Source organism: Pseudoglutamicibacter cumminsii (genome assembly GCF_003143995.1).
GTDB classification, from domain to species: domain Bacteria; phylum Actinomycetota; class Actinomycetes; order Actinomycetales; family Micrococcaceae; genus Pseudoglutamicibacter; species Pseudoglutamicibacter cumminsii_B.
On record NZ_QFWG01000005.1, the window covers coordinates 96,825 to 114,403 of the forward strand.

General features: G+C 60.5%; 17 protein-coding genes and 1 tRNA gene. 12 read left to right on the top strand and 6 right to left on the bottom strand.

Annotated elements, in window-relative coordinates; genetic code table 11:
* The first annotated feature begins 5 nt into the window (after positions 1-5).
* The 8 genes from CAY35_RS05315 to ilvA all read left to right on the top strand — a co-directional run bounded on the left by CAY35_RS05315 (position 6) and on the right by ilvA (position 7,870).
* Entirely contained in the window at positions 6-683 is a 678-nt protein-coding gene (locus tag CAY35_RS05315; RefSeq protein WP_109303645.1) for a DUF501 domain-containing protein, read from the top strand.
* Positions 684-1,640 (top strand): Ppx/GppA phosphatase family protein, encoded by a 957-nt coding sequence (locus CAY35_RS05320; RefSeq protein ID WP_109303646.1) that lies wholly within the window; start codon positions 684-686, stop codon positions 1,638-1,640.
* A gap of 41 nt (positions 1,641-1,681) precedes the next feature.
* On the top strand, positions 1,682-3,070 hold the full coding sequence (locus CAY35_RS05325; protein ID WP_109303647.1) for an NAD(P)/FAD-dependent oxidoreductase: 1,389 nt from the start codon (positions 1,682-1,684) through the stop codon (positions 3,068-3,070).
* 127 nt (positions 3,071-3,197) lie between these two features.
* Positions 3,198-3,270, top strand: a tRNA-Leu gene (locus CAY35_RS05330).
* A 1-nt stretch (position 3,271) separates the two neighbouring features.
* Entirely contained in the window at positions 3,272-3,922 is a 651-nt protein-coding gene (locus CAY35_RS05335) for a peptidyl-tRNA hydrolase (RefSeq protein WP_109303648.1), read from the top strand.
* Positions 3,923-4,024: 102 nt separating this feature from the next.
* Positions 4,025-5,014: a Bax inhibitor-1/YccA family protein gene (locus CAY35_RS05340; RefSeq protein WP_258265644.1), complete on the top strand. Its 990-nt coding sequence runs from the start codon at positions 4,025-4,027 to the stop codon at positions 5,012-5,014.
* Between the two features lie 177 nt (positions 5,015-5,191).
* Positions 5,192-6,505, top strand: a complete 1,314-nt coding sequence (locus CAY35_RS05345) for an AI-2E family transporter (RefSeq protein WP_181377499.1) — start codon at positions 5,192-5,194, stop codon at positions 6,503-6,505.
* 102 nt (positions 6,506-6,607) lie between these two features.
* Positions 6,608-7,870 (top strand): threonine ammonia-lyase, encoded by a 1,263-nt coding sequence (gene ilvA, locus CAY35_RS05350; protein WP_109303686.1) that lies wholly within the window; start codon positions 6,608-6,610, stop codon positions 7,868-7,870.
* A 125-nt stretch (positions 7,871-7,995) separates the two neighbouring features.
* Here ilvA and greA read toward each other — a convergent pair whose 3' ends face one another.
* Both greA and CAY35_RS05360 read right to left on the bottom strand, forming a co-directional pair.
* Entirely contained in the window at positions 7,996-8,484 is a 489-nt protein-coding gene (gene greA, locus CAY35_RS05355) for a transcription elongation factor GreA (protein WP_101630206.1), read from the bottom strand.
* Positions 8,485-8,683: 199 nt separating this feature from the next.
* Positions 8,684-9,142, bottom strand: a complete 459-nt coding sequence (locus tag CAY35_RS05360; RefSeq protein ID WP_109303650.1) for a DUF4307 domain-containing protein — start codon at positions 9,140-9,142, stop codon at positions 8,684-8,686.
* A 46-nt stretch (positions 9,143-9,188) separates the two neighbouring features.
* Between CAY35_RS05360 and mca the strand changes: the two genes are divergently transcribed.
* The 4 genes from mca to CAY35_RS05380 all read left to right on the top strand — a co-directional run bounded on the left by mca (position 9,189) and on the right by CAY35_RS05380 (position 11,939).
* Entirely contained in the window at positions 9,189-10,178 is a 990-nt protein-coding gene (gene mca, locus CAY35_RS05365) for a mycothiol conjugate amidase Mca (RefSeq protein WP_109303651.1), read from the top strand.
* Between the two features lie 58 nt (positions 10,179-10,236).
* Complete coding sequence (locus CAY35_RS05370; protein ID WP_101630209.1) at positions 10,237-10,539, top strand: hypothetical protein; 303 nt, start codon at positions 10,237-10,239, stop codon at positions 10,537-10,539.
* Complete coding sequence (locus tag CAY35_RS05375; protein WP_109303652.1) at positions 10,536-11,315, top strand: isoprenyl transferase; 780 nt, start codon at positions 10,536-10,538, stop codon at positions 11,313-11,315. Before CAY35_RS05370 ends, CAY35_RS05375 begins: the two co-directional genes overlap by 4 nt.
* Positions 11,316-11,423: 108 nt before the next feature.
* Positions 11,424-11,939, top strand: coding sequence for a prepilin peptidase (locus tag CAY35_RS05380; RefSeq protein ID WP_109303653.1), 516 nt, complete (start codon positions 11,424-11,426; stop codon positions 11,937-11,939).
* Positions 11,940-12,088: 149 nt separating this feature from the next.
* On the opposite strand, the gene CAY35_RS05385 is transcribed toward CAY35_RS05380, so the two are convergent.
* From CAY35_RS05385 to CAY35_RS05400, 4 genes are all read right to left on the bottom strand, one after another.
* Positions 12,089-13,510 (bottom strand): class II fumarate hydratase, encoded by a 1,422-nt coding sequence (locus CAY35_RS05385; protein ID WP_109303654.1) that lies wholly within the window; start codon positions 13,508-13,510, stop codon positions 12,089-12,091.
* Between the two features lie 131 nt (positions 13,511-13,641).
* Positions 13,642-14,262: a carbonic anhydrase gene (locus CAY35_RS05390; RefSeq protein WP_109303655.1), complete on the bottom strand. Its 621-nt coding sequence runs from the start codon at positions 14,260-14,262 to the stop codon at positions 13,642-13,644.
* A 74-nt stretch (positions 14,263-14,336) separates the two neighbouring features.
* Positions 14,337-15,029 carry a DUF4245 domain-containing protein gene (locus CAY35_RS05395; RefSeq protein WP_181377500.1) on the bottom strand — a complete coding sequence of 231 codons (693 nt, stop codon included), beginning with the start codon at positions 15,027-15,029 and terminating at the stop codon, positions 14,337-14,339.
* A gap of 122 nt (positions 15,030-15,151) precedes the next feature.
* On the bottom strand, positions 15,152-17,380 hold the full coding sequence (locus tag CAY35_RS05400) for a BCCT family transporter (RefSeq protein WP_219930449.1): 2,229 nt from the start codon (positions 17,378-17,380) through the stop codon (positions 15,152-15,154).
* Positions 17,381-17,579: the final 199 nt, after the last annotated feature.

Below are 17,579 nucleotides of genomic sequence, written 5' to 3' on the forward strand. Positions count from 1 at the left end.
AAGAAATGACGACCCCCGCCGCAGAAGCGCTCAACAGCGAACAGCGGATTCCTACTGAGAAGGACGTCGACACCGTGTCGCGCCAACTGGGCCGTCCAGCCCGCGACATCGTTGAGATTGGGGCTCGTTGCGTCTGTGGAAACCCACTTGTAGCGACCACCGCGCCTCGTCTGAGCTCCGGAATTCCGTTCCCGACCACGTACTACCTGACGCACCCGGTTGCGACGTCCGCGTGCTCACGCGTCGAGGCTGAAGGCCTCATGGTCACGATGAACGAGAAGCTGGCCGAAGACCCGGAACTCGCGAAAGCCTACGCCGCGGCCCACGAACACTACCTCGCTGTGCGTGATGCGATCGGTAAGCGTTCAGGCGTCGGGGAAGTTCCGGAGATCGCGGGCGTATCTGCTGGAGGGATGCCTGATCGCGTCAAGTGCATCCACGTGCTCGTGGGCCATTCGCTGGCGGCGGGCCCGGGAACGAACCCGCTCGGTGACCAAGCTCTCGAGGCGATTTCCGAATGGTGGCGTCCCGACGTGTGCTCGTGCGCTGGCGCGTGGGACACCGAAGGTCCAGCCCCATCCAAGGACAAATCACGCCACGTCCGGACCCAGGCCGGCGACCCTGAGAAGAAGCGCATCGAACGCGCCGCTAAACGTGCCGCAGAGAAAGCGGAGGGTAACTAGATGCGCGCCGCCGTCATCGACTGTGGAACCAACTCAGTCCGTCTGCTGATCGCCGACATGACAGTCACCGACGGCGAAATCGAACTCACCGACTGCGTCCGCACCATGGAGGTTGTGCGACTGGGTCAAGGCGTGGACTCGCATGGCCGGGTCTCGCCAGAAGCCCTCGAGCGGCTCGCGAAACCCCTCGACGGTTTCGCCGCGATCATCGAACGCTACAAGCCAGAGCAGACGACCTTCGTAGCGACGTCAGCAACCCGCGACGCCGCGAATGCAGAAGAAGTGCACGATGTGGTGCGCCGCTACCTCGGCGTGGAACCTAACGTCATAACCGGCGACCAAGAAGCCCTCTATTCCTTCACCGGCGCAGTTTCAGCTGTCGATGTTGCACCGGCTGAGAATGTCCTGGTGCTTGATCTCGGGGGAGGGTCAACCGAGTTTGTGATTGGCCGGGAAGGCGAAGTGCTCGCGGAAGCCTCAACCCAGATGGGTGCGGTCCGCTACGCCGAACGGTTCATCCACTCCGACCCGCCGCTTGAGAGCGAAAAAGAAGCCATCGCCCACGCCGTCGGTGACGTACTGACCGAGCTATCAGACACCATCGACCTCAGCACAGTAGACCGACTCGTCGGCGTCGCAGGAACCGTCACCACAGTGCTGGCTCACGCTCTCGACCTGCCGGCCTACGTCCCAGAACGCATTACCGGCGCATCGATTCCCGTACCACTAGCGATAGCAATATGCGGAGAACTCGCTTCCTTCTCTAAGAAAAGGCTCGCCGACTTGCCGTACATGCACCCCGGCCGCGTCGACATCATGGCCGGCGGAGCGATGATCCTCAAGACCATCCTCGAAACCGTCCACGAGCGTAGCAACGGTCGTGTCAAAGAGCTCGCAGCCAGCGAAAACGACATCCTTGACGGGGTTGCGCTCGAACTCATGCGCCGCACGCTGTGACGCAGACTTTGACAAACTCAGATCAGGCATAGAATGGAGCTATGCCTAGCTCACAGCAACTATCTCAGCGCCCACGTACTCTCGTCGTAGGTGGTGGATACCTCGGCCTCTACGTTGCCAAGAACCTCCAGAAGAAGGTTCGTAGCCTCGGCGGCATCGTAACCGTGGTTGATCCGCTTCCATACATGACCTACCAGCCGTTCCTCCCAGAAGTTATGGGTGGATCGATCGAACCACGTCACATCACCGTGCCTCACGCACGCTGGCTCCGCCACAGCGAGCTCGTTCGCGGCTCGGTCGTCAGCATCGACCACAAGGCCAAGGAAGCCCTCGTCAAGGGTGAAGACGGTGAAGAGTTCAACATTCCTTACCAGGATGTCGTCCTCGCGGCCGGCGCGATCACCAAGACGTTCCCGATCCCAGGCCTCGCGGACGCCGGCATTGGCGTCAAGCGCGTCGAAGAAGCGATCTACCTGCGCGACCACGTTCAGGAGCGCATCCAGTTCGCAGACAACACTGACGACCCTGTAGCACGCAACCGTGCACTGCGCGTCGTCGTTGTCGGCGGTGGCTTCAACGGCGTTGAGACCATCTCTGAGTTGCACGACGCAGCTGTTCTGGCCGCACAGCGTTGCCGCAACATCACCCCAGCAGACCTCGACTTCCAGCTCGTCGAAGCGATGGGCAAGATCATGCCTGAGGTCCAGGAAGACTCCGCTAAGTGGGTTGTTGAGCACCTCCGCGACCGGGGCATCACCGTGCGCCTCAACACCTCGCTTTCCGACGCGACCGACCGCCACCTCAAGCTCGTCTCGATGCCAGGCGGCGACCCAGTAGACGAGTTCGACGTCGACACCCTCATCTGGACCGCTGGCGTCCAGGCCAACCCGATGATCCGCGACACCGACCTCAACGTCGAACAGCGCGGCCGCCTGACCGTTGACGCGACCCTGCGTTGCGTTGACGCTGACGGCAACGTCATCGAAGGCGCATGGGGTGCAGGCGACATCGCCGCAGTCCCGGACCTCTCCGGTGGCGGCCTCCCAGACGGCACGTGCGTGCCGAACGCACAGCACGCCGTCCGGCAGGCACCAGTATTGGCAAGCAACCTGCTCGCAGAACGCTACGGCCAGGGCGAAATCAAGGAATACAAGCACACCAACCTCGGTGCCGTCGCTGGCCTTGGCTACGGCAAGGGCGTAGCCAAGATCATCAAGTTCCCAATGCATGGCTTCCTCGCGTGGGCTGCGCACCGCGGCTACCACGGCATGGCCATGCCAACCATCGAACGCAAGATCCGCGTCTTCAGCGGTTGGATCAACCAGCTCATCGCAGGTCGCGATGTGTGGGGCCTGCGCAACGTGAACCGTCCATTCGACGAGTTCCGTAAGGCAGCTTCCCCTAAGAAGAAGGCTGATTCTTCCAAGTAGCTCTCACAGCGAGGTGTTCGGCTGCGAGTATCAGCCGAACACCTCGCTTTCTTTTCACTCTTCGCGGTGAGTTCGCCGTGAAAACTGATACTCACGCGTGCCCCGCTACATAGCAGTCAGCGCGCAAGCCCCCATAGCCCAATGGCAGAGGCAGAGGACTTAAAATCCTTTCAGTCTGGGTTCGAGTCCCAGTGGGGGCACGTGCCAGGTGTTGATCTGATTCAGCCGATCGCGGTCTTGAAAGACCCCGAGGCTTTAGCGACCCACGAAGATACGTGCCTTGCGGCCGCGCTCGCATCCGTTACCGCGTGGCTGGCTTTCCCAGATGACCCGATGTGGGAGCCATGGATGTACGGGCCCGACGGCCGCGGCGGTGGCCAAGGTAAAAGCGTGCGTCGAGGCAAACCGAAAGACTTCCGTGCACTCGAGACTGCCGGCGCAGTGATGGTGAGCGTCGGAACTGCGAAGGCCGCAGCGCTCGCCCCGACCGAATATCCACTCACCGGACGCATGAAGCAACTGCAGGTGTCCGGAACCGAGTTCGAACACACCGGCGAACCAACAGTCCACGGCGACATGGAAGCGCCACGTGTCTTGCACATCGGGATTGACACCGTGCTGGGGATGTCGACCGGCAAAGCGGCGGCACAGTCCGCTCACGCGGCCCTGACCTGGGCGATGCAACTCAGCCCGGAAGAACTTGAAGCCTGGATTGAACACGATTTCCCGTCAACTCTCATCCCACTGGACCGTGACGGATGGCGCACCACAGCAACCAATGCAACCGTTGTGATCCGCGACGCGGGACATACCGAAATTAAGTCAGGTTCCGTTACAGCTGTCGCTTGGTGAAGCCGACCTGTAGGATAGATCACGGTTCCTTGGACGCGCGTTTCAGCACGTGAATCTCACGGGGTGAAGGGCGCCGCCCTAAGAAAAAGAGGTAGAAAATTAATGGCTTACCGCAGCAGTAACCCGGTGTTTAAAGACAAAAACTTCCGAGAGAAGATGCGGAACGGCGAGGGCGCTGAAGCTATTCACGCGCCTTCGGCAGCAGACCTTGACCGTATGTACGGCGCTCCTTCGGCACAGGCCGGCCAGCAGGCTCCGCAGCAACCATACGGTTACAACGGTCCACAGAACGCCCCACAGAACCAGTACGGCTACCAGCCGCAGCAGGGTTACGAGCAGCCGAACTACGCTGCAGGTGACCTGAGCGTCCAGGGTAATCAGGGCGACCGGATGGTTATGGGCGATGTGCTCAACAAGATGACCATCATGCTCGGCCTCATTGTGGCTTCCGGCGCTGTCGCTTGGTTCCTGGTGATGAACTCGGTCCGCAACGCGATGGCGGGCATGGGTTTCGGCGCGCTGGGCGGCTCGGTTTTCGCGATGGTGGGTATCGCGGCGCTTGCGGCGTTCGTGATCGCTCTTGTCAACCAGTTCAAGCGGGTTACCTCGCCAACGCTTTCGGTGATCTACGCGGTCCTTGAAGGTTTCGTTCTGGGTGCGATCTCCGCGATCGCTGAAGTCGCCTACCCTGGTATCGCGCTTCAGGCGGTTCTCGGTACGGTCCTCGTCTTCGCTGTGACCTTGGGCCTGTTCCGCTCCGGCAAGTACCGCACCTCGCCACGCATGACCCGCATCGTCATGGTTGCGGCAATCGCGTACCTCGCGTTCTCGCTCGTGAACCTTGGCCTCGTGCTGATCGCGGGTACCTCGATGCGCACGGGCCTCTTCGGCATGGCGATCGGCCTGTTCGCAGTGCTGCTGGCGACCTACTTCCTGGTCATGGACTTCGAGTTCATCCAGAACGCAATCTCCCAGGGCGCTCCAAAGCAGGTCGCATGGACCTGCGCTTTCGGCCTGACCTTGACGCTCGTGTGGATCTACATCGAGATCCTGCGCCTGCTCATGATCATCCGCGAAATGGTGGACCGCTAAGCGGGGACGCGGAGAGCGACCAGCTTTCTGAAACATCCGCGTTGACAACGCTCAGCGCATAAAGCATCGACACGGTATGCCAAAACACATGTTTTGGCATACCGTGTTTTTATGCCCGAACCATCGAAGCGTCGGCTCCGGAGCGCCGGAGCGAGACTCGCAGAGCGGCTCCGTAGCGTGCGCAGCACGATTGAGCGGCGCCGTGAAGAACTCAGCCGTGACGAACTCAACGAACCACAAGCGCCTGTCGAGCAGGAACCCGAGCGTCCCGACATAAAGGTGCCGAGCGATGTTCCGCAGCCGTTGAAGGTCACAGCGGGTTATGCGTGGCGGATCGGTGCGATCATCTTGGTAGCCGTCATGATCCTGTGGGGTCTGAGCCGTGTCGCGGTGGTGCTGATTCCGGTCATGATTGCCGCGCTGCTGGCGGGCCTACTGTTGCCGCTGAAGCGACTGTTCCTCAAGATGCGGTTCCCGAACGGCCTCGCGACGTTCAGTACGTTGCTCGTCTTCGCCGCTGCGTTGACGGGTGTCGTGTGGCTTGTGGTCGCAACCATGGCCGACGGCGCGGAGAGACTGTGGTCTGAAGCGATCACTGGTATCAATTCGATCCGCACATGGCTGGCGACTGGCCCGCTGCAGATCACTGACACGCAGATCACCGACTGGGCGCAAGAGATGCTGCATCGCATGCAGGAGAACTCGCAGGATCTTCTGAAGCAGGCAGCCTCGGTCGGAACCACGGTCACACACTTCCTGACTGGTCTGTTGCTCACGGTTTTCGCTTTGATTTTCTTCCTGCTCGATGGCGCGAAGATTTGGAAGTGGACAGTCGGCTTGTTTCCACGCCACACGCGGGCCGCTGCTGACGGCGCTGGTCGCCGCGGGTGGGGTTCGCTTGTTTCCTATATCCGTGTTCAAGTCATCGTTGCGCTGATCGATGGTTTCGGCATCGGGCTGGGTGCTTTCATCCTCAACGTCCCGCTTGCACCGCAGCTGGGTGTCTTGGTCTTCTTGGGTGCGTTCATCCCGATCGTGGGTGCATTCCTGACCGGTGCTATCGCAGTTCTGATCGCGCTCGTGGCCCAGGGTTGGGTTGTCGCGCTCATCATGCTCGGCGTCGTGCTGTTCGTTCAGCAGGTCGAATCGCATGTTCTGCAGCCGTTGATCATGGGCCGTGCGGTGAGTCTTCACCCGCTCGCGGTCGTTCTGGTGGTCGCGTGCGGTACGTTCCTCTTCGGCATCGCTGGCGCTCTGTTCTCTGTACCGCTTATTGCGATCATCAACAGTGTTGGCAAGTACCTTGCGGCTCGAGAGTGGGAGCGAGACCCTGCGGTGGCGCATCGCCGTAAAGAAGCGGGGCAGTATGACTCAAAAGCGGAGGAGGCGCCAGCGGGTACATATGATGAAGAAGAGACCCCTCTGGCCTCAGACCATGCTGACACTGTAGCTGGTCGAAAGCAGCCGGAGCAGGGCGCTCAGGAAACCTAACCCCTCGACAATAACCGCTGGAATCCATCGGCCAGGAGAATCGGAATAGTGACAGAACAGGCACGTCAAGAAGAATCGTCCACGCCAAACGAAAACGCAACGATGATTCCTCGGGAAGACCCAACGCGTGACCTTCCGGTGAGGCTTGCCGATGTTCGTCGCGCGGCCGAAGTGCTCGATGGCGTGGTTGAGAAAACTGGTCTGCACCACTCGCGTGCCCTCGAGCTACATACGAAAGCTCCGGTGTGGCTCAAAGCGGAGAACCTTCAGCGTTCTGGCTCGTTCAAGGTCCGTGGCGCGTATGTGCGCATGAATAACCTTACGGAAGAGGAGCGTGCCCGCGGCGTCGTGGCCGCATCGGCTGGTAACCACGCTCAGGGTGTCGCCCAGGCGGCTTCGAAGCTGGGGATTAAAGCGCGGATCTACATGCCGTTGGGCGTAGCGCTCCCTAAGCTCACGGCGACGCGCGACCACGGCGCGGAGGTCGTGTTGCACGGTGAGACGGTCGACGAGGCGCTCGCGGCCGCTGAAGCGTACGCGGAAGAGAGCGGCGCGGTGTTTGTGCACCCGTTCGACCACCCGGACATCATCGCTGGCCAGGGAACGATTGGCCTGGAGATCCTGGAGCAGTATCCAGAGGTCGAGACCGTGATCATGGGCGTTGGCGGCGGCGGCCTGCTTGCTGGTGTCGCGACCGCGATCAAGGGCCGTGCTGCGGAGCTTGGCCGGGATATCAAGGTTATTGGCGTGCAGGCGGAGGATGCTGCAGCGTATCCGCCGTCGCTGGCCGCCGATGCGCTGGTTCCGTTGACGAAGGTCCGTACCATCGCTGATGGCATTGCTGTGGGCCGCCCGGGGCAGATGCCGTTCGAGATCATTCGGGAGCTCGTTGACGACGTCGTCACGGTATCTGAGGACGCGTTGGCTCGCGCGCTCGTGTTCTTGCTTGAACGTTCCAAACTTGTGGTCGAACCGGCCGGGGCCGTGGGGGTTGCGGCACTTCTGGAGAACACTCTGGTTGAGTCCGGCATCGAGCCTTCCAAGACGGTCGCCGTTCTCTCTGGCGGCAACATCGACCCGCTTCTGATGCTCAAGGTGATCCAGCGCGGTCTTGCCGCCGCCGGACGCTACCTCACCATCAAGATGATGCTTCAGGACCGCGCGGGTGAGCTCGCGACCATTTCCCGCATCATCGCTGACTGTAGCGCCAACGTGACCCGCGTGGACCACACCCGCATCGGCGGCGCGTTGTCGATGGGTGACGTCGCGATCACGATCGACATGGAAACCAACGGGCACGAGCATTCAGATGAAGTGCTCGATGCGTTGCGCGCCCACGGCTACGATCCGCAGGTCATTCTGTAACTCAGGTCATTCTGTAGCTAAGGCCATTCGGTAGCGCTGCATGCGCACACAGCGTGAGGGGCGGTTCAGATGATTCTGAACCGCCCCTCACGCTGTCACAAGCCCTGAACGGGCTTTCGCGCTACTTAGCCGTCGTAAGGGTGTGCCTCTACGATCTCGACAGGGATCTCCTTGCCGTTAGGTGCGGTGTAGCTGAGCTTCTCGCCGACCTTGTGGCCGTCGATCGCCTGACCGAGCGCCGAGTGATCCGAATACACTTCGAGGTCGCTGCCGTCAGCAAGCTCACGGTTGCCGAACAGGAAGCGGGTCTCCATGCCAGCGATCTTCGCGACAACAACCATGCCTGGCTCGACTACGCCATCGTCTTCAGGGGTTTCACCCACCTGAGCGGACTCGAGCAGCTGCTTCAAGTACACGATGCGGCCTTCGTTCTTCGACTGCTCTTCACGCGCCGCGTGGTAGCCGCCGTTCTCCTTCAGGTCGCCCTCTTCACGAGCAGATTCAATACGCTCGAGGATCTCAGCCCGGTACGGGCCGGAGAGGTGCTCCAATTCAGCGCTCAGACGATCGTAGGCTTTCTGCGTAAGCCACACTTCTTCATGCTGAGACGTCATGAACACTCCATTTCGTTGAACCACGCACAACGTGCGTAGTGATTTATTGCAAAAGAAAATACCCACTGGTGACCTTGACCGGACTGAAGCAGCGTCAAGCTAATCCCAGCGGGCACATTCGTTATCGCATGAGTCTAACCCGCAAAATCAAACAATGGGAGTGTTTGCGGGCCAAATCTGCATAAAATTCACGTTCGGCTTACTGCGTGCCGGTACGCCAACACGACTCATAACCCGCTGTAACAGGCGTGAACGTGGTGCGCAACGGAACCGTTTTCTGCACGATGTACCGGCTGCCTGAGCGTTCCGTGCTTTCGCTGGCCTGGAAACGCACTTCCCGGTAGCCGACCACAGAGTAATCCTGGCTCAAAGCACGCAAGCCGCACGTCACATCGTCCCCAGCTTCCATCGTGACAGCAACCGTGACCTCGGCGCTGCGGTCGTTGATGAGCTGATACGAGATGTCTTTCGCCTCGAAGCTCGACTGAAAGCGAAGGCTCACAAACAAAAGGTAGGCGGACAGGCCAAGAATGCCGACCACGGCAACAATCCACCAGCCGCGTTTCGAGAGCGTGCGGCGCGTTGAGCCGTAGCGGTTCGCTAGGCTTGGGGACTGGCGAGTATCCTCGCCACCGAGTTTGAGATCACCTGAGGACATGATGCCTCCAGTCTATCTGGGGCATCGAAAGGGGAACCGCAGCACCATGGGACATTCTCCGCGTAGTGTGCCTGATTCGTCTGGCCTGCGAGTACTTTCCGTTCACGCGCACCCCGATGACGAAGCCAGCAAGGGCGCATCGATGGCCGCCGCATACGCGCAGGCTGGGGCGGAGGTGCTCGTCGTGACCTGCACCGGCGGCGAACGTGGTGACATCCTCGTTGAGGAAGTCCAGCGGATGCCGCGCGCACACCGTGACCTCACTGGTCTGCGCCGTGAAGAGATGAAGCTCTCCGCCAAAGCACTCAACATCAAGCACATTTGGCTTGGTTTCGAGGACTCTGGCCTCCCGGAGGGTGATCCGCTGCCGCCGCTCCCGGAGAGCTGCTTCGCCTCGGTTCCGCTTTATGATGCCGCGGCACCTCTTGTGCACCTTGTGCGGACGTTCAAACCGCATGTGCTCATCACATATGACGAAAACGGCGGTTACCCTCACCCGGACCACATCCGAACGCACCAGATCTCTGTTGAGGCGTTCAGGGCCTCCCACCGCGAGAACGAGTATCAGGGCCTAGGCGAGCCGTGGACGATCTCCAAGATGTACTACGACCGTGCGTTCTCTCTAGAACGGTTCAAGGCTCTTGATGAGGCGATGCGCGAACGCGACGGTGTCTCTCCGTTCGCTGACCGCATCGAATTCATGGAAAAGCGGCAGCGCGACAGCACCAACCCTGCGGCGCGGCACCGCGTCACAACGCACGTGCCTATCCAGGGTTTCGTTCACTTGCGTGATGAAGCGCTTTTGGCGCATCGCTCCCAGGTCGAGCCAGGCGGATTCTTCTTCGCGGCATCCCCGGAGCTAGTTGAAGAGGTGTACCCGTGGGATGACTACGTGCTCGCGGCTACTCGCGTGCACACCGAGCTTCCGGAATTCGACCTGTTTGCGGGCCTGCACGATGGCGAAGGCGACCGAATCGGTACGCTGCGTCCGGTGCCGGAAGCGTTCAAGCCGGAGCTTGCGAACGACCGGCGGTAAAATGGATCAATGCACGGGGAACTGATGATTCCCGATGCGTTGAGTATGGAAGGTGAGCATGCTTCTTTCAGTTTTATCGTATGTCCCAGCGAACCTGGGCACTGACTCGGAAGAGTACCGCGCCATTGGGCCGGGTTTCCCGGGTTTCGTGGCTATCGCGTGCCTCGCGGTTGCCGTCATTTTCTTGATCGTGTCTATGGCTCGCCGCATCCGTCGCATTGATTATCAGCAGCCTGTTGAGACTGCTCAGGCGGACCTCGTGGAGCAGGGGCAGGCTGAGGAGATTGAGCGTGAAGCTCGCCGCCGTCTTGCCGAAAAGTACGGTGAGGCCGCCGATGCAGGGCAAACTCCGCGCGCATGAAACTACCGAAGGTTTCGTGGCCGCCGCGCTTCCTGTATGGGCTGTATGAGCGGCGGCTCGCGCGTGAGCTGAAGCCCGAGAAACTGCCGGGGCACATCGGCGTGATGGTCGATGGCAACCGGCGCTGGGCTAAGCTCGCGGGCGCTTCGACGGCGTCCGGGCACCGGGCTGGTGCGGATAAGATTCTCGAGTTTCTCGAGTGGTGCCGTGAGCTGGGGATCCGCACGGTGACCCTCTACATGCTCTCTACCGAAAACCTCAACCGTGATTCGTCTGAGGTTGGCGCGTTGTTGCGGATCATCGACGAGACCTTGACACGCGTGGGTTCTGAAGGTTCGATGCGTGTGCACCCGGTGGGCGCGTTGGATGTCTTGCCGCCTGAGCTAGCTGATAAGTTGCGTGGTTTGCGTGACAGCACAGCTGACCGGACGGGGCTGCACGTGAACGTCGCGGTGGGTTATGGTGGCCGCCGCGAGATTGTCGATGCGGTGCGTGCGTTGCTTGAGGACGCCGATGCACAGGGCATGAGCGCTGGTGATGTTGCGGGGGAGCTGGATGCGGATATGATCGCCAAGCACCTGTATACCTCTGGCCAGCCTGATCCGGATCTTGTGATTCGCACGTCCGGGGAACAGCGGCTTTCTGGTTTCTTGATGTGGCAGTCCGCGTATTCCGAGTTCTATTTTTGTGAAGCGTTGTGGCCTGCTTTCCGTCGGGTGGACTTCCTGCGTGCGTTGCGTGACTATCAGCAACGGCAACGTCGCTATGGCGGGTAACGCTGCCGACGGCCGTTAGCTTGTCCACAGCGGCATCGCAGGATTGTTCCGTCCACAATCTCGGGCGGTTTCTCGCCAGTTGAATGGGGTGTGCATAGCCTTGAAGGCATGCGCACCCTGATTCTTTCCTATGCCGAGTCCGGCACGTTGTGGGGCCTTATCGTGTCCGCATCCCTCGTGTGCTCGTGCGTGGCTTTCGTAGGGTTTGGTGCGGTACTGGCGGTGATTGATGCACGAACGCATCGTCTACCTAATGTGTGGGTTGGCCGACTGAGTGCAACGTGCGCGTTCTTCCTAACGCTCGCGACGTTCGCCTCGATCGGCGCGGGGGAGTTCCTGGGTTTCGCATGGGCACTCGCGGCGGCGGGTGGCGCCCTCGTGTTCCTTGGCTTGCGGTGGATGACCCGCAAAGGACTTGGCTTGGGTGACGTCAAACTTGCGCCGGTTTTGTGCGCCTTGTGCGCGGTGGTGAGCTGGGGGCACGTCCTTCTGGCCGGGGTTCTGATGTGTCTCATCGCTGGGGTGCATGCGCTCATCGTGATGATTGCGACGCGGAACCCGCGTGCCTTCATCGCGTTTGGCCCGGCGATGCTGTGTGGAACCGGGCTTGCTTTAGCGCTGTAAACCCCGGCATGCAGAACAACCCAGCACAGAACAGCCCCGTGGCCGCTCATCGGTGTGATGAGCGCACGGGGCTGTCAGCAGTGAAACGCTAGCGAAACGCTCGCGCCGGGATGCTTTGAGCGCCTCAGCAGTGTTTAGTTGAGGTGCGCTTAGTTGAAGCGACCGGTCATCGTGGTGACGTCGAGCGCCTTGTCGAGGTCTGCCTCGGAGATCTTGCCTTCGCCTTCGCCAACGAAACCGAGCGCAACGGTTGCCTCGCGAACGGTCATACCTTCGGCAACAGCCTTCTTAGCGATCTTCGCGGCGTTTTCGTAGCCGATGAACTTGTTCAGCGGGGTTACGACGGACGGCGATGCTTCAGCGAGGAAGCGTGCGCGGTCCTTGTTGACGTTGAGGTCGGTGATCATCTTGTCGACCATCACGCGGCACGTGTTGGAGAGCAAGCGGATCGACTCGAGCAGGTTGGCAGCCATGACCGGGATACCGACGTTGAGCTCGAACGCACCGTTGGTCGAGGACAGCGAGATGGTCGTGTCGTTACCGATGACCTGCGCGCACACCATGGAAGCGGCCTCGCAGATCACTGGGTTGACCTTGCCCGGCATGATCGAGGAACCTGGCTGGAGGTCTGGGATGTGCAGCTCGCCGAGGCCGGTGTTCGGGCCGGAACCCATCCAGCGTAGGTCGTTGTTGATCTTCAACAGCGAGTACGCGATGTTGCGAAGCTGGCCGGAAGCCTCAACCAGGCCGTCGCGGTTAGCCTGAGCCTCGAAGTGGTTGCGTGCCTCGGTGATCGGCAGGCCGGTGTTCTCCGCGAGGTTAGCGATGACCTTCTCAGGGAAGCCTTCAGGGGTGTTGATACCCGTACCAACAGCGGTACCGCCCTGTGGGACCTCAGCTACGCGCGGCAGGGAAGACTCAACGCGCTCAACGCCGTAAGCGACCTGAGCTGCGTAGCCGCCGAAGACCTGACCCATCGTCACTGGGGTTGCATCCATGAGGTGGGTGCGGCCGGACTTGACGACGTCCTTCCACTCAACGCGCTTCTTCTCGAGCGCCTCGGAGAGGTACTTGAGCGCTGGGATGAGGTCGTTGACGAGAGCGCCAGTGACCGCGACGTGAACAGAGGTTGGGAACACGTCGTTGGAGGACTGGGAAGCGTTGACGTGGTCGTTCGGGTGAACCTGGGTCTCGGAGCCGTTAGCCTTCAGCTCGCGGGTCGCAAGCTCTGCGATGACCTCGTTGGTGTTCATGTTCGAGGACGTGCCGGAACCGGTCTGGAACACGTCGATCGGGAACTGATCGTCGTGCTTGCCAGCGATGATCTCGTCAGCTGCGTGAACGATAGCGTCAGCGATCTCCTGCGAGATCACGCCGAGTTCGAGGTTAGCCAGAGCAGCGGCGCGCTTGACCTGGGCCAGAGCGTGGATGTGCTGTGGCTCAAGCGTCTTGCCGGAGATCGGGAAGTTCTCAACTGCACGCTGGGTCTGTGCGCGGTACAGAGCGTCGATCGGTACCAGGACTTCGCCCATCGTGTCGTGTTCAGTGCGGAATTTAGGTGTTTCAGCCATACTTCAGATCTTACCGCTCAGCTCTTTCATACGGACCAAATCCCGCCTACAGAACACCAAATTAACGCTAGCTGTTAGCGAAATGTGAGCTGAGTCGACTGAATGCGTGTTCAGCCCACCAGCCTGCTTGCTTAGTCGACGGGATCGACGAGCTTGACCGTCCCCGTGTCGAGCGAATACACGGCGCCCACGATCTTGACCTTGCCGGCTTTCTCCGCACGGTAGAGAACGTGCGAGAGGTCGCGAAGGATCTTCACGGTGCGGCGGGTGTGGGCCTCAACGGCTCCGCTGAGTCCAGGGGTGGTTGCGTCTTCGCGGGCCTGAACCACGGAAGGGAGAATGCGTTCGACGAGAGCGGCGATGTTTCCTGGGGGAGTGTCACCGGAATCGAAGGTCGCTTTAGCGGCATCCACGGCGCCGCAGGATGTGTGGCCGAGCACCATGACGAGCGGCACCTGGAGAACCTCGACCGCGAACTCGATCGACCCGATCACGGTTTCACCCAAGGTGTGGCCAGCGGTGCGGATCGCGAACAGATCGCCGTAGCCCACATCGAACGCGTACTCCATCGGGACGCGGGAGTCCGAGCAGCCAACAACAGCTGCGATAGGGTGCTGTTCTTTACGCAGCAACTCGCGGCGGGACTTATCCGAATTAGGGCGCAACGGGCGGTCCAAAGCGGCACGCTCAGCGCCTTCCAGCAGGACGGCGAGTGCTTCGTCTGGAGTGAGGGTTGGGTTGGTTGTAGGCATGTTGACCTCGTAGGTGCGGTCCCTCAAGTAGAGGGTGAATGGTTAGTGCCTATATTAGGGCGTGAACCGGTCCGTTACGGCGCGGATTTCTGAATGGTTTCGGCGACCTCCGGCAGGAAATCGGCGACGTCGTTGTTCATGGTGATGACGTAGGTGAAGCCGTTGATCTGTGCGACCCAGCTGGTCTTGCCTTTATCGCCCTTGCCGCCGCTTGAACGTTCAGTCCATTCGGTGTCGCTGATGGTGTGCTTTTGTCCGGTGGGGACGGAGCCGTCGGTTGCGAGGGTGACCCAGGAATCGTTGGCTTTGTCTGTCTGCTTGACGGCGGCGAACGCTTCGTCGCGGATCACGACGCCGAGGTCCCAGAACGCTACGCCGTCAGCGGTGCCCGGGTTCCAGCGGGCGTAGTTGACGTACCAGTCTTCGGGCAGATCTGGTGCGATCGCATCGAAATCTAGGGTTTCTTTGGTTTGTTGAGCGATCTGGGCGACGTCCACGCGGTCGTTGTATTCGTTCTTCTTGTTCGCGGGGTTGAGCAAGATGACCGGAAGTACGACGAGGATCGTCAGAACCGTCGAGATGATCATGCCCTTGATCGTTTGGTTGGCGCGATTGGCTTGTTTCTCCGTCAGCGGTGCCTTGAAGCCAGGTTCGCCGGGCAGCGGGGCGCTGTTAGGCGTTGCGGCATTAGTGGTTTCAGCCGCGCCGGTCTCAGCTGCTCCGGTGTCGTGAGGCTGTTTTTTCGCGTCGTCAGAATTCTCAAGCACGGCTCTATTGTCCACCATTCGAATTTAGTTGTGGAATTTGGTGTGAAGAGTGCGTGGGCCTCAGCTTCACAAAGCTGAGGCCCACGATGGTCACGGCGCGGAGGTCATGGCTGGCATTCGCGCTACTTCACGTCGGTGTCGTTGTCCTTGCCTTTGCCGTGTTCCTCGCCCTGGCCAGCCTCGTTGCTGCCATCGGAAGCATCTGCTGCTTCTTCGATGATCGCGCCTTCCGGGACGTCGATGCCCTCGGCGAGGGCTTCCTGCGTGATGACGATGTCACCTGTCTCAGGGTCAACGAGCGATGGCTGCTGTGCGGCCGGCAGCGGTTTGCCGTCGTCGTCGAGGTACAGGCCGGAATCGTAATCGAAGCCGATCGGGTTGCCGTCGGCGTCGGTGCGCGCGTACCAGTCGGTCAGCTCATCCGAGGTCGAATCGAAATCGTGGCCGGCAGCGTATTCGTTATCGGATTCGATAACGCCCAGCTCGAAGTTGTCGCCGTGTTCCTCAATACCGTGTTTGACGGCGTTAGAGAGCGCGGCGTCTTCGAACTGCTGGCGAATCACAAGCGGGTCGGTCCGCATCTCTTTATAGAGCGCGATCGCCATGAGCCCGAGCACCACCGCGAACGGCAATGCCGTGATCGTAATGAGATTCTGCAAGCCCTGAAGCGCCGTCTTACCGGCCATCAACAGGATCACTGCGGCGATACCGGCCATCAAGATCGCCCAGAACGCGGTAATCCAACGCTTAGGGTGCGGGTTACCGCGCTGCGAAAGCTGCGAATTCACGATCGACGCGGAGTCCGAGGTCGTGATGAAGAAGACCGCGAGCATCACAATCACGATCGGCGCGACGAACTGTGCGCCCGGGAGGTGATCAAGCACCACGAAGAAGATGTCTTCAGGTGCCGGGAGCTTATCGATGTCGTTGCCTGGGGCGATGTCACCGGCGGTGCGCTGGAGATAGATCGCGGTACCGCCCAGGATCGTGAACGCGAGCACGATGATCGAGGACGGGATAGCCAAGACGCCCACGACGAACTGGCGAACCGTGCGTCCCTTGGAGATCTTCGCAACAAAGACGCCCACGAATGGCGCCCATGAGACCCACCAAGCCCAGTAGAACGTGGTCCATGCGGAAAGGAACTTGTTCATCTCTGGGGAGTCAGCGGTGGTTGCCGCGAGCATCGTCGGCAGTTCCGCGAAGTAGGTCGAAACAACACCAGGGATGATGTTGACCAGGAAGATGGTCGGGCCAACGATGAAGAAGAACAGCGCAAGCGCCAGAGCCAACACGAGGTTGATGTTGGAGAGCCGCTTAATGCCCTTGCTTACGCCGGATACCGCGGACCAGATGGTTCCGATGGTCAGCAGCACGATGATGATGAGGGCAAGTTTGTTTGCGCCGGGGCTCCAGCCGGTCACGAGCTCGAAGCCTCGGCCGATCTGCAAAGCGCCGATGCCAAGGGATGCCGCGGTACCGAAGAGTGTTGCGATGATCGCGAGGCCGTCGATGATTCGTGCACGCACCGAGCTCGACGTTCCGCCCCACAGCGGGGTCAGGATCGAGCTCATGAGCGGGACCCGGCCGCGGCGGTAGGAAACGTACGCAACCGCGAGGCCCACGATGCCGTAGATAGCCCACGCGTTGAGGCCCCAGTGAAGCGCCGACTGCGCCATGGCCTTCTTGACCGCATCGACGGTTGCGGGGTCATATGCGCCCGGGCGAGGAGAGAGGTAGTACGTCATCGGCTCGTAAGGGCCGAAGAAGATCACGCCGATACCGATACCAGCGCCGAACAGCATCGCTGCCCACGAGACCGTCGAGTATTCAGGCTTGTCACCTTCGAGGCCCAGTGGGATGCGCCCGTACTTGGTGAAAGCGAGCACCAACAGGTAGATCACGAGCACGATCGCGAGCGAGTTGAAGACCCACCCGAGGTTCGTCATGATCCAGTTCAGCGCCGCAGTGGTCACCGAAAGCACCTGGTCAGGTTTCAGGACACCCCACACCACGAAGCCGATAATGGCAAGCCCGACTGTGATGAGCATCGGCTTGTCGACGCCGTAGCGGATCTTCTGATGATCAACGTCCACACCAGGAACCAATGCCGGGTGAATGTTGTGTGGGTAGCGGTTCATCTCGCCCAGGAACTGGCCGGCTTTGCGCCCCACGCTTTTCAGAGTCTGCCCGGCGGTCGGTTTAGGGCTGCGGCGTTCACGGTTTTCCGCGGTGAGCGGGTATCCCGGGTGTTCGGTCGATGCTGCTTTGGCAGCGCGCCGGCTCCGTTTCTTCTGAGTGCTCTCATCCGCTTGATTCGGTTGAGATTCGTGTCCATCCTCCGATGACATGGTCTCTCCTCAAGGTATGGGTCCGTTCCTCATCATATAGAGAGATGTTTTTACGGCTAGTTACGCGGGATCTTCGGCTAGTCATGCTGAGCCTTTCCCTTGCAGGGGCATATGATGAACGTGAGGCATCATGCCGTTATTACTGCAAGCGAGAACACTGAAGAGGACTCCGTGACGCAAGAGCAGGACTACACCCAAC

Coding starts and splice junctions, on each gene's coding strand:
- CAY35_RS05370 (WP_101630209.1), top strand. CDS start 10,237: ATGCTTCTTTCAGTTTTATCGTATGTCCCAGCGAACCTGGGCACTGAC.
- CAY35_RS05385 (WP_109303654.1), bottom strand. CDS start 13,510: ATGGCTGAAACACCTAAATTCCGCACTGAACACGACACGATGGGCGAA.
- CAY35_RS05375 (WP_109303652.1), top strand. CDS start 10,536: ATGAAACTACCGAAGGTTTCGTGGCCGCCGCGCTTCCTGTATGGGCTG.
- greA (WP_101630206.1), bottom strand. CDS start 8,484: ATGACGTCTCAGCATGAAGAAGTGTGGCTTACGCAGAAAGCCTACGAT.
- CAY35_RS05390 (WP_109303655.1), bottom strand. CDS start 14,262: ATGCCTACAACCAACCCAACCCTCACTCCAGACGAAGCACTCGCCGTC.
- CAY35_RS05325 (WP_109303647.1), top strand. CDS start 1,682: ATGCCTAGCTCACAGCAACTATCTCAGCGCCCACGTACTCTCGTCGTA.
- CAY35_RS05380 (WP_109303653.1), top strand. CDS start 11,424: ATGCGCACCCTGATTCTTTCCTATGCCGAGTCCGGCACGTTGTGGGGC.
- ilvA (WP_109303686.1), top strand. CDS start 6,608: ATGATTCCTCGGGAAGACCCAACGCGTGACCTTCCGGTGAGGCTTGCC.
- CAY35_RS05315 (WP_109303645.1), top strand. CDS start 6: ATGACGACCCCCGCCGCAGAAGCGCTCAACAGCGAACAGCGGATTCCT.
- CAY35_RS05340 (WP_258265644.1), top strand. CDS start 4,025: ATGGCTTACCGCAGCAGTAACCCGGTGTTTAAAGACAAAAACTTCCGA.
- CAY35_RS05400 (WP_219930449.1), bottom strand. CDS start 17,380: ATGTCATCGGAGGATGGACACGAATCTCAACCGAATCAAGCGGATGAG.
- CAY35_RS05320 (WP_109303646.1), top strand. CDS start 684: ATGCGCGCCGCCGTCATCGACTGTGGAACCAACTCAGTCCGTCTGCTG.
- mca (WP_109303651.1), top strand. CDS start 9,189: ATGGGACATTCTCCGCGTAGTGTGCCTGATTCGTCTGGCCTGCGAGTA.
- CAY35_RS05360 (WP_109303650.1), bottom strand. CDS start 9,142: ATGTCCTCAGGTGATCTCAAACTCGGTGGCGAGGATACTCGCCAGTCC.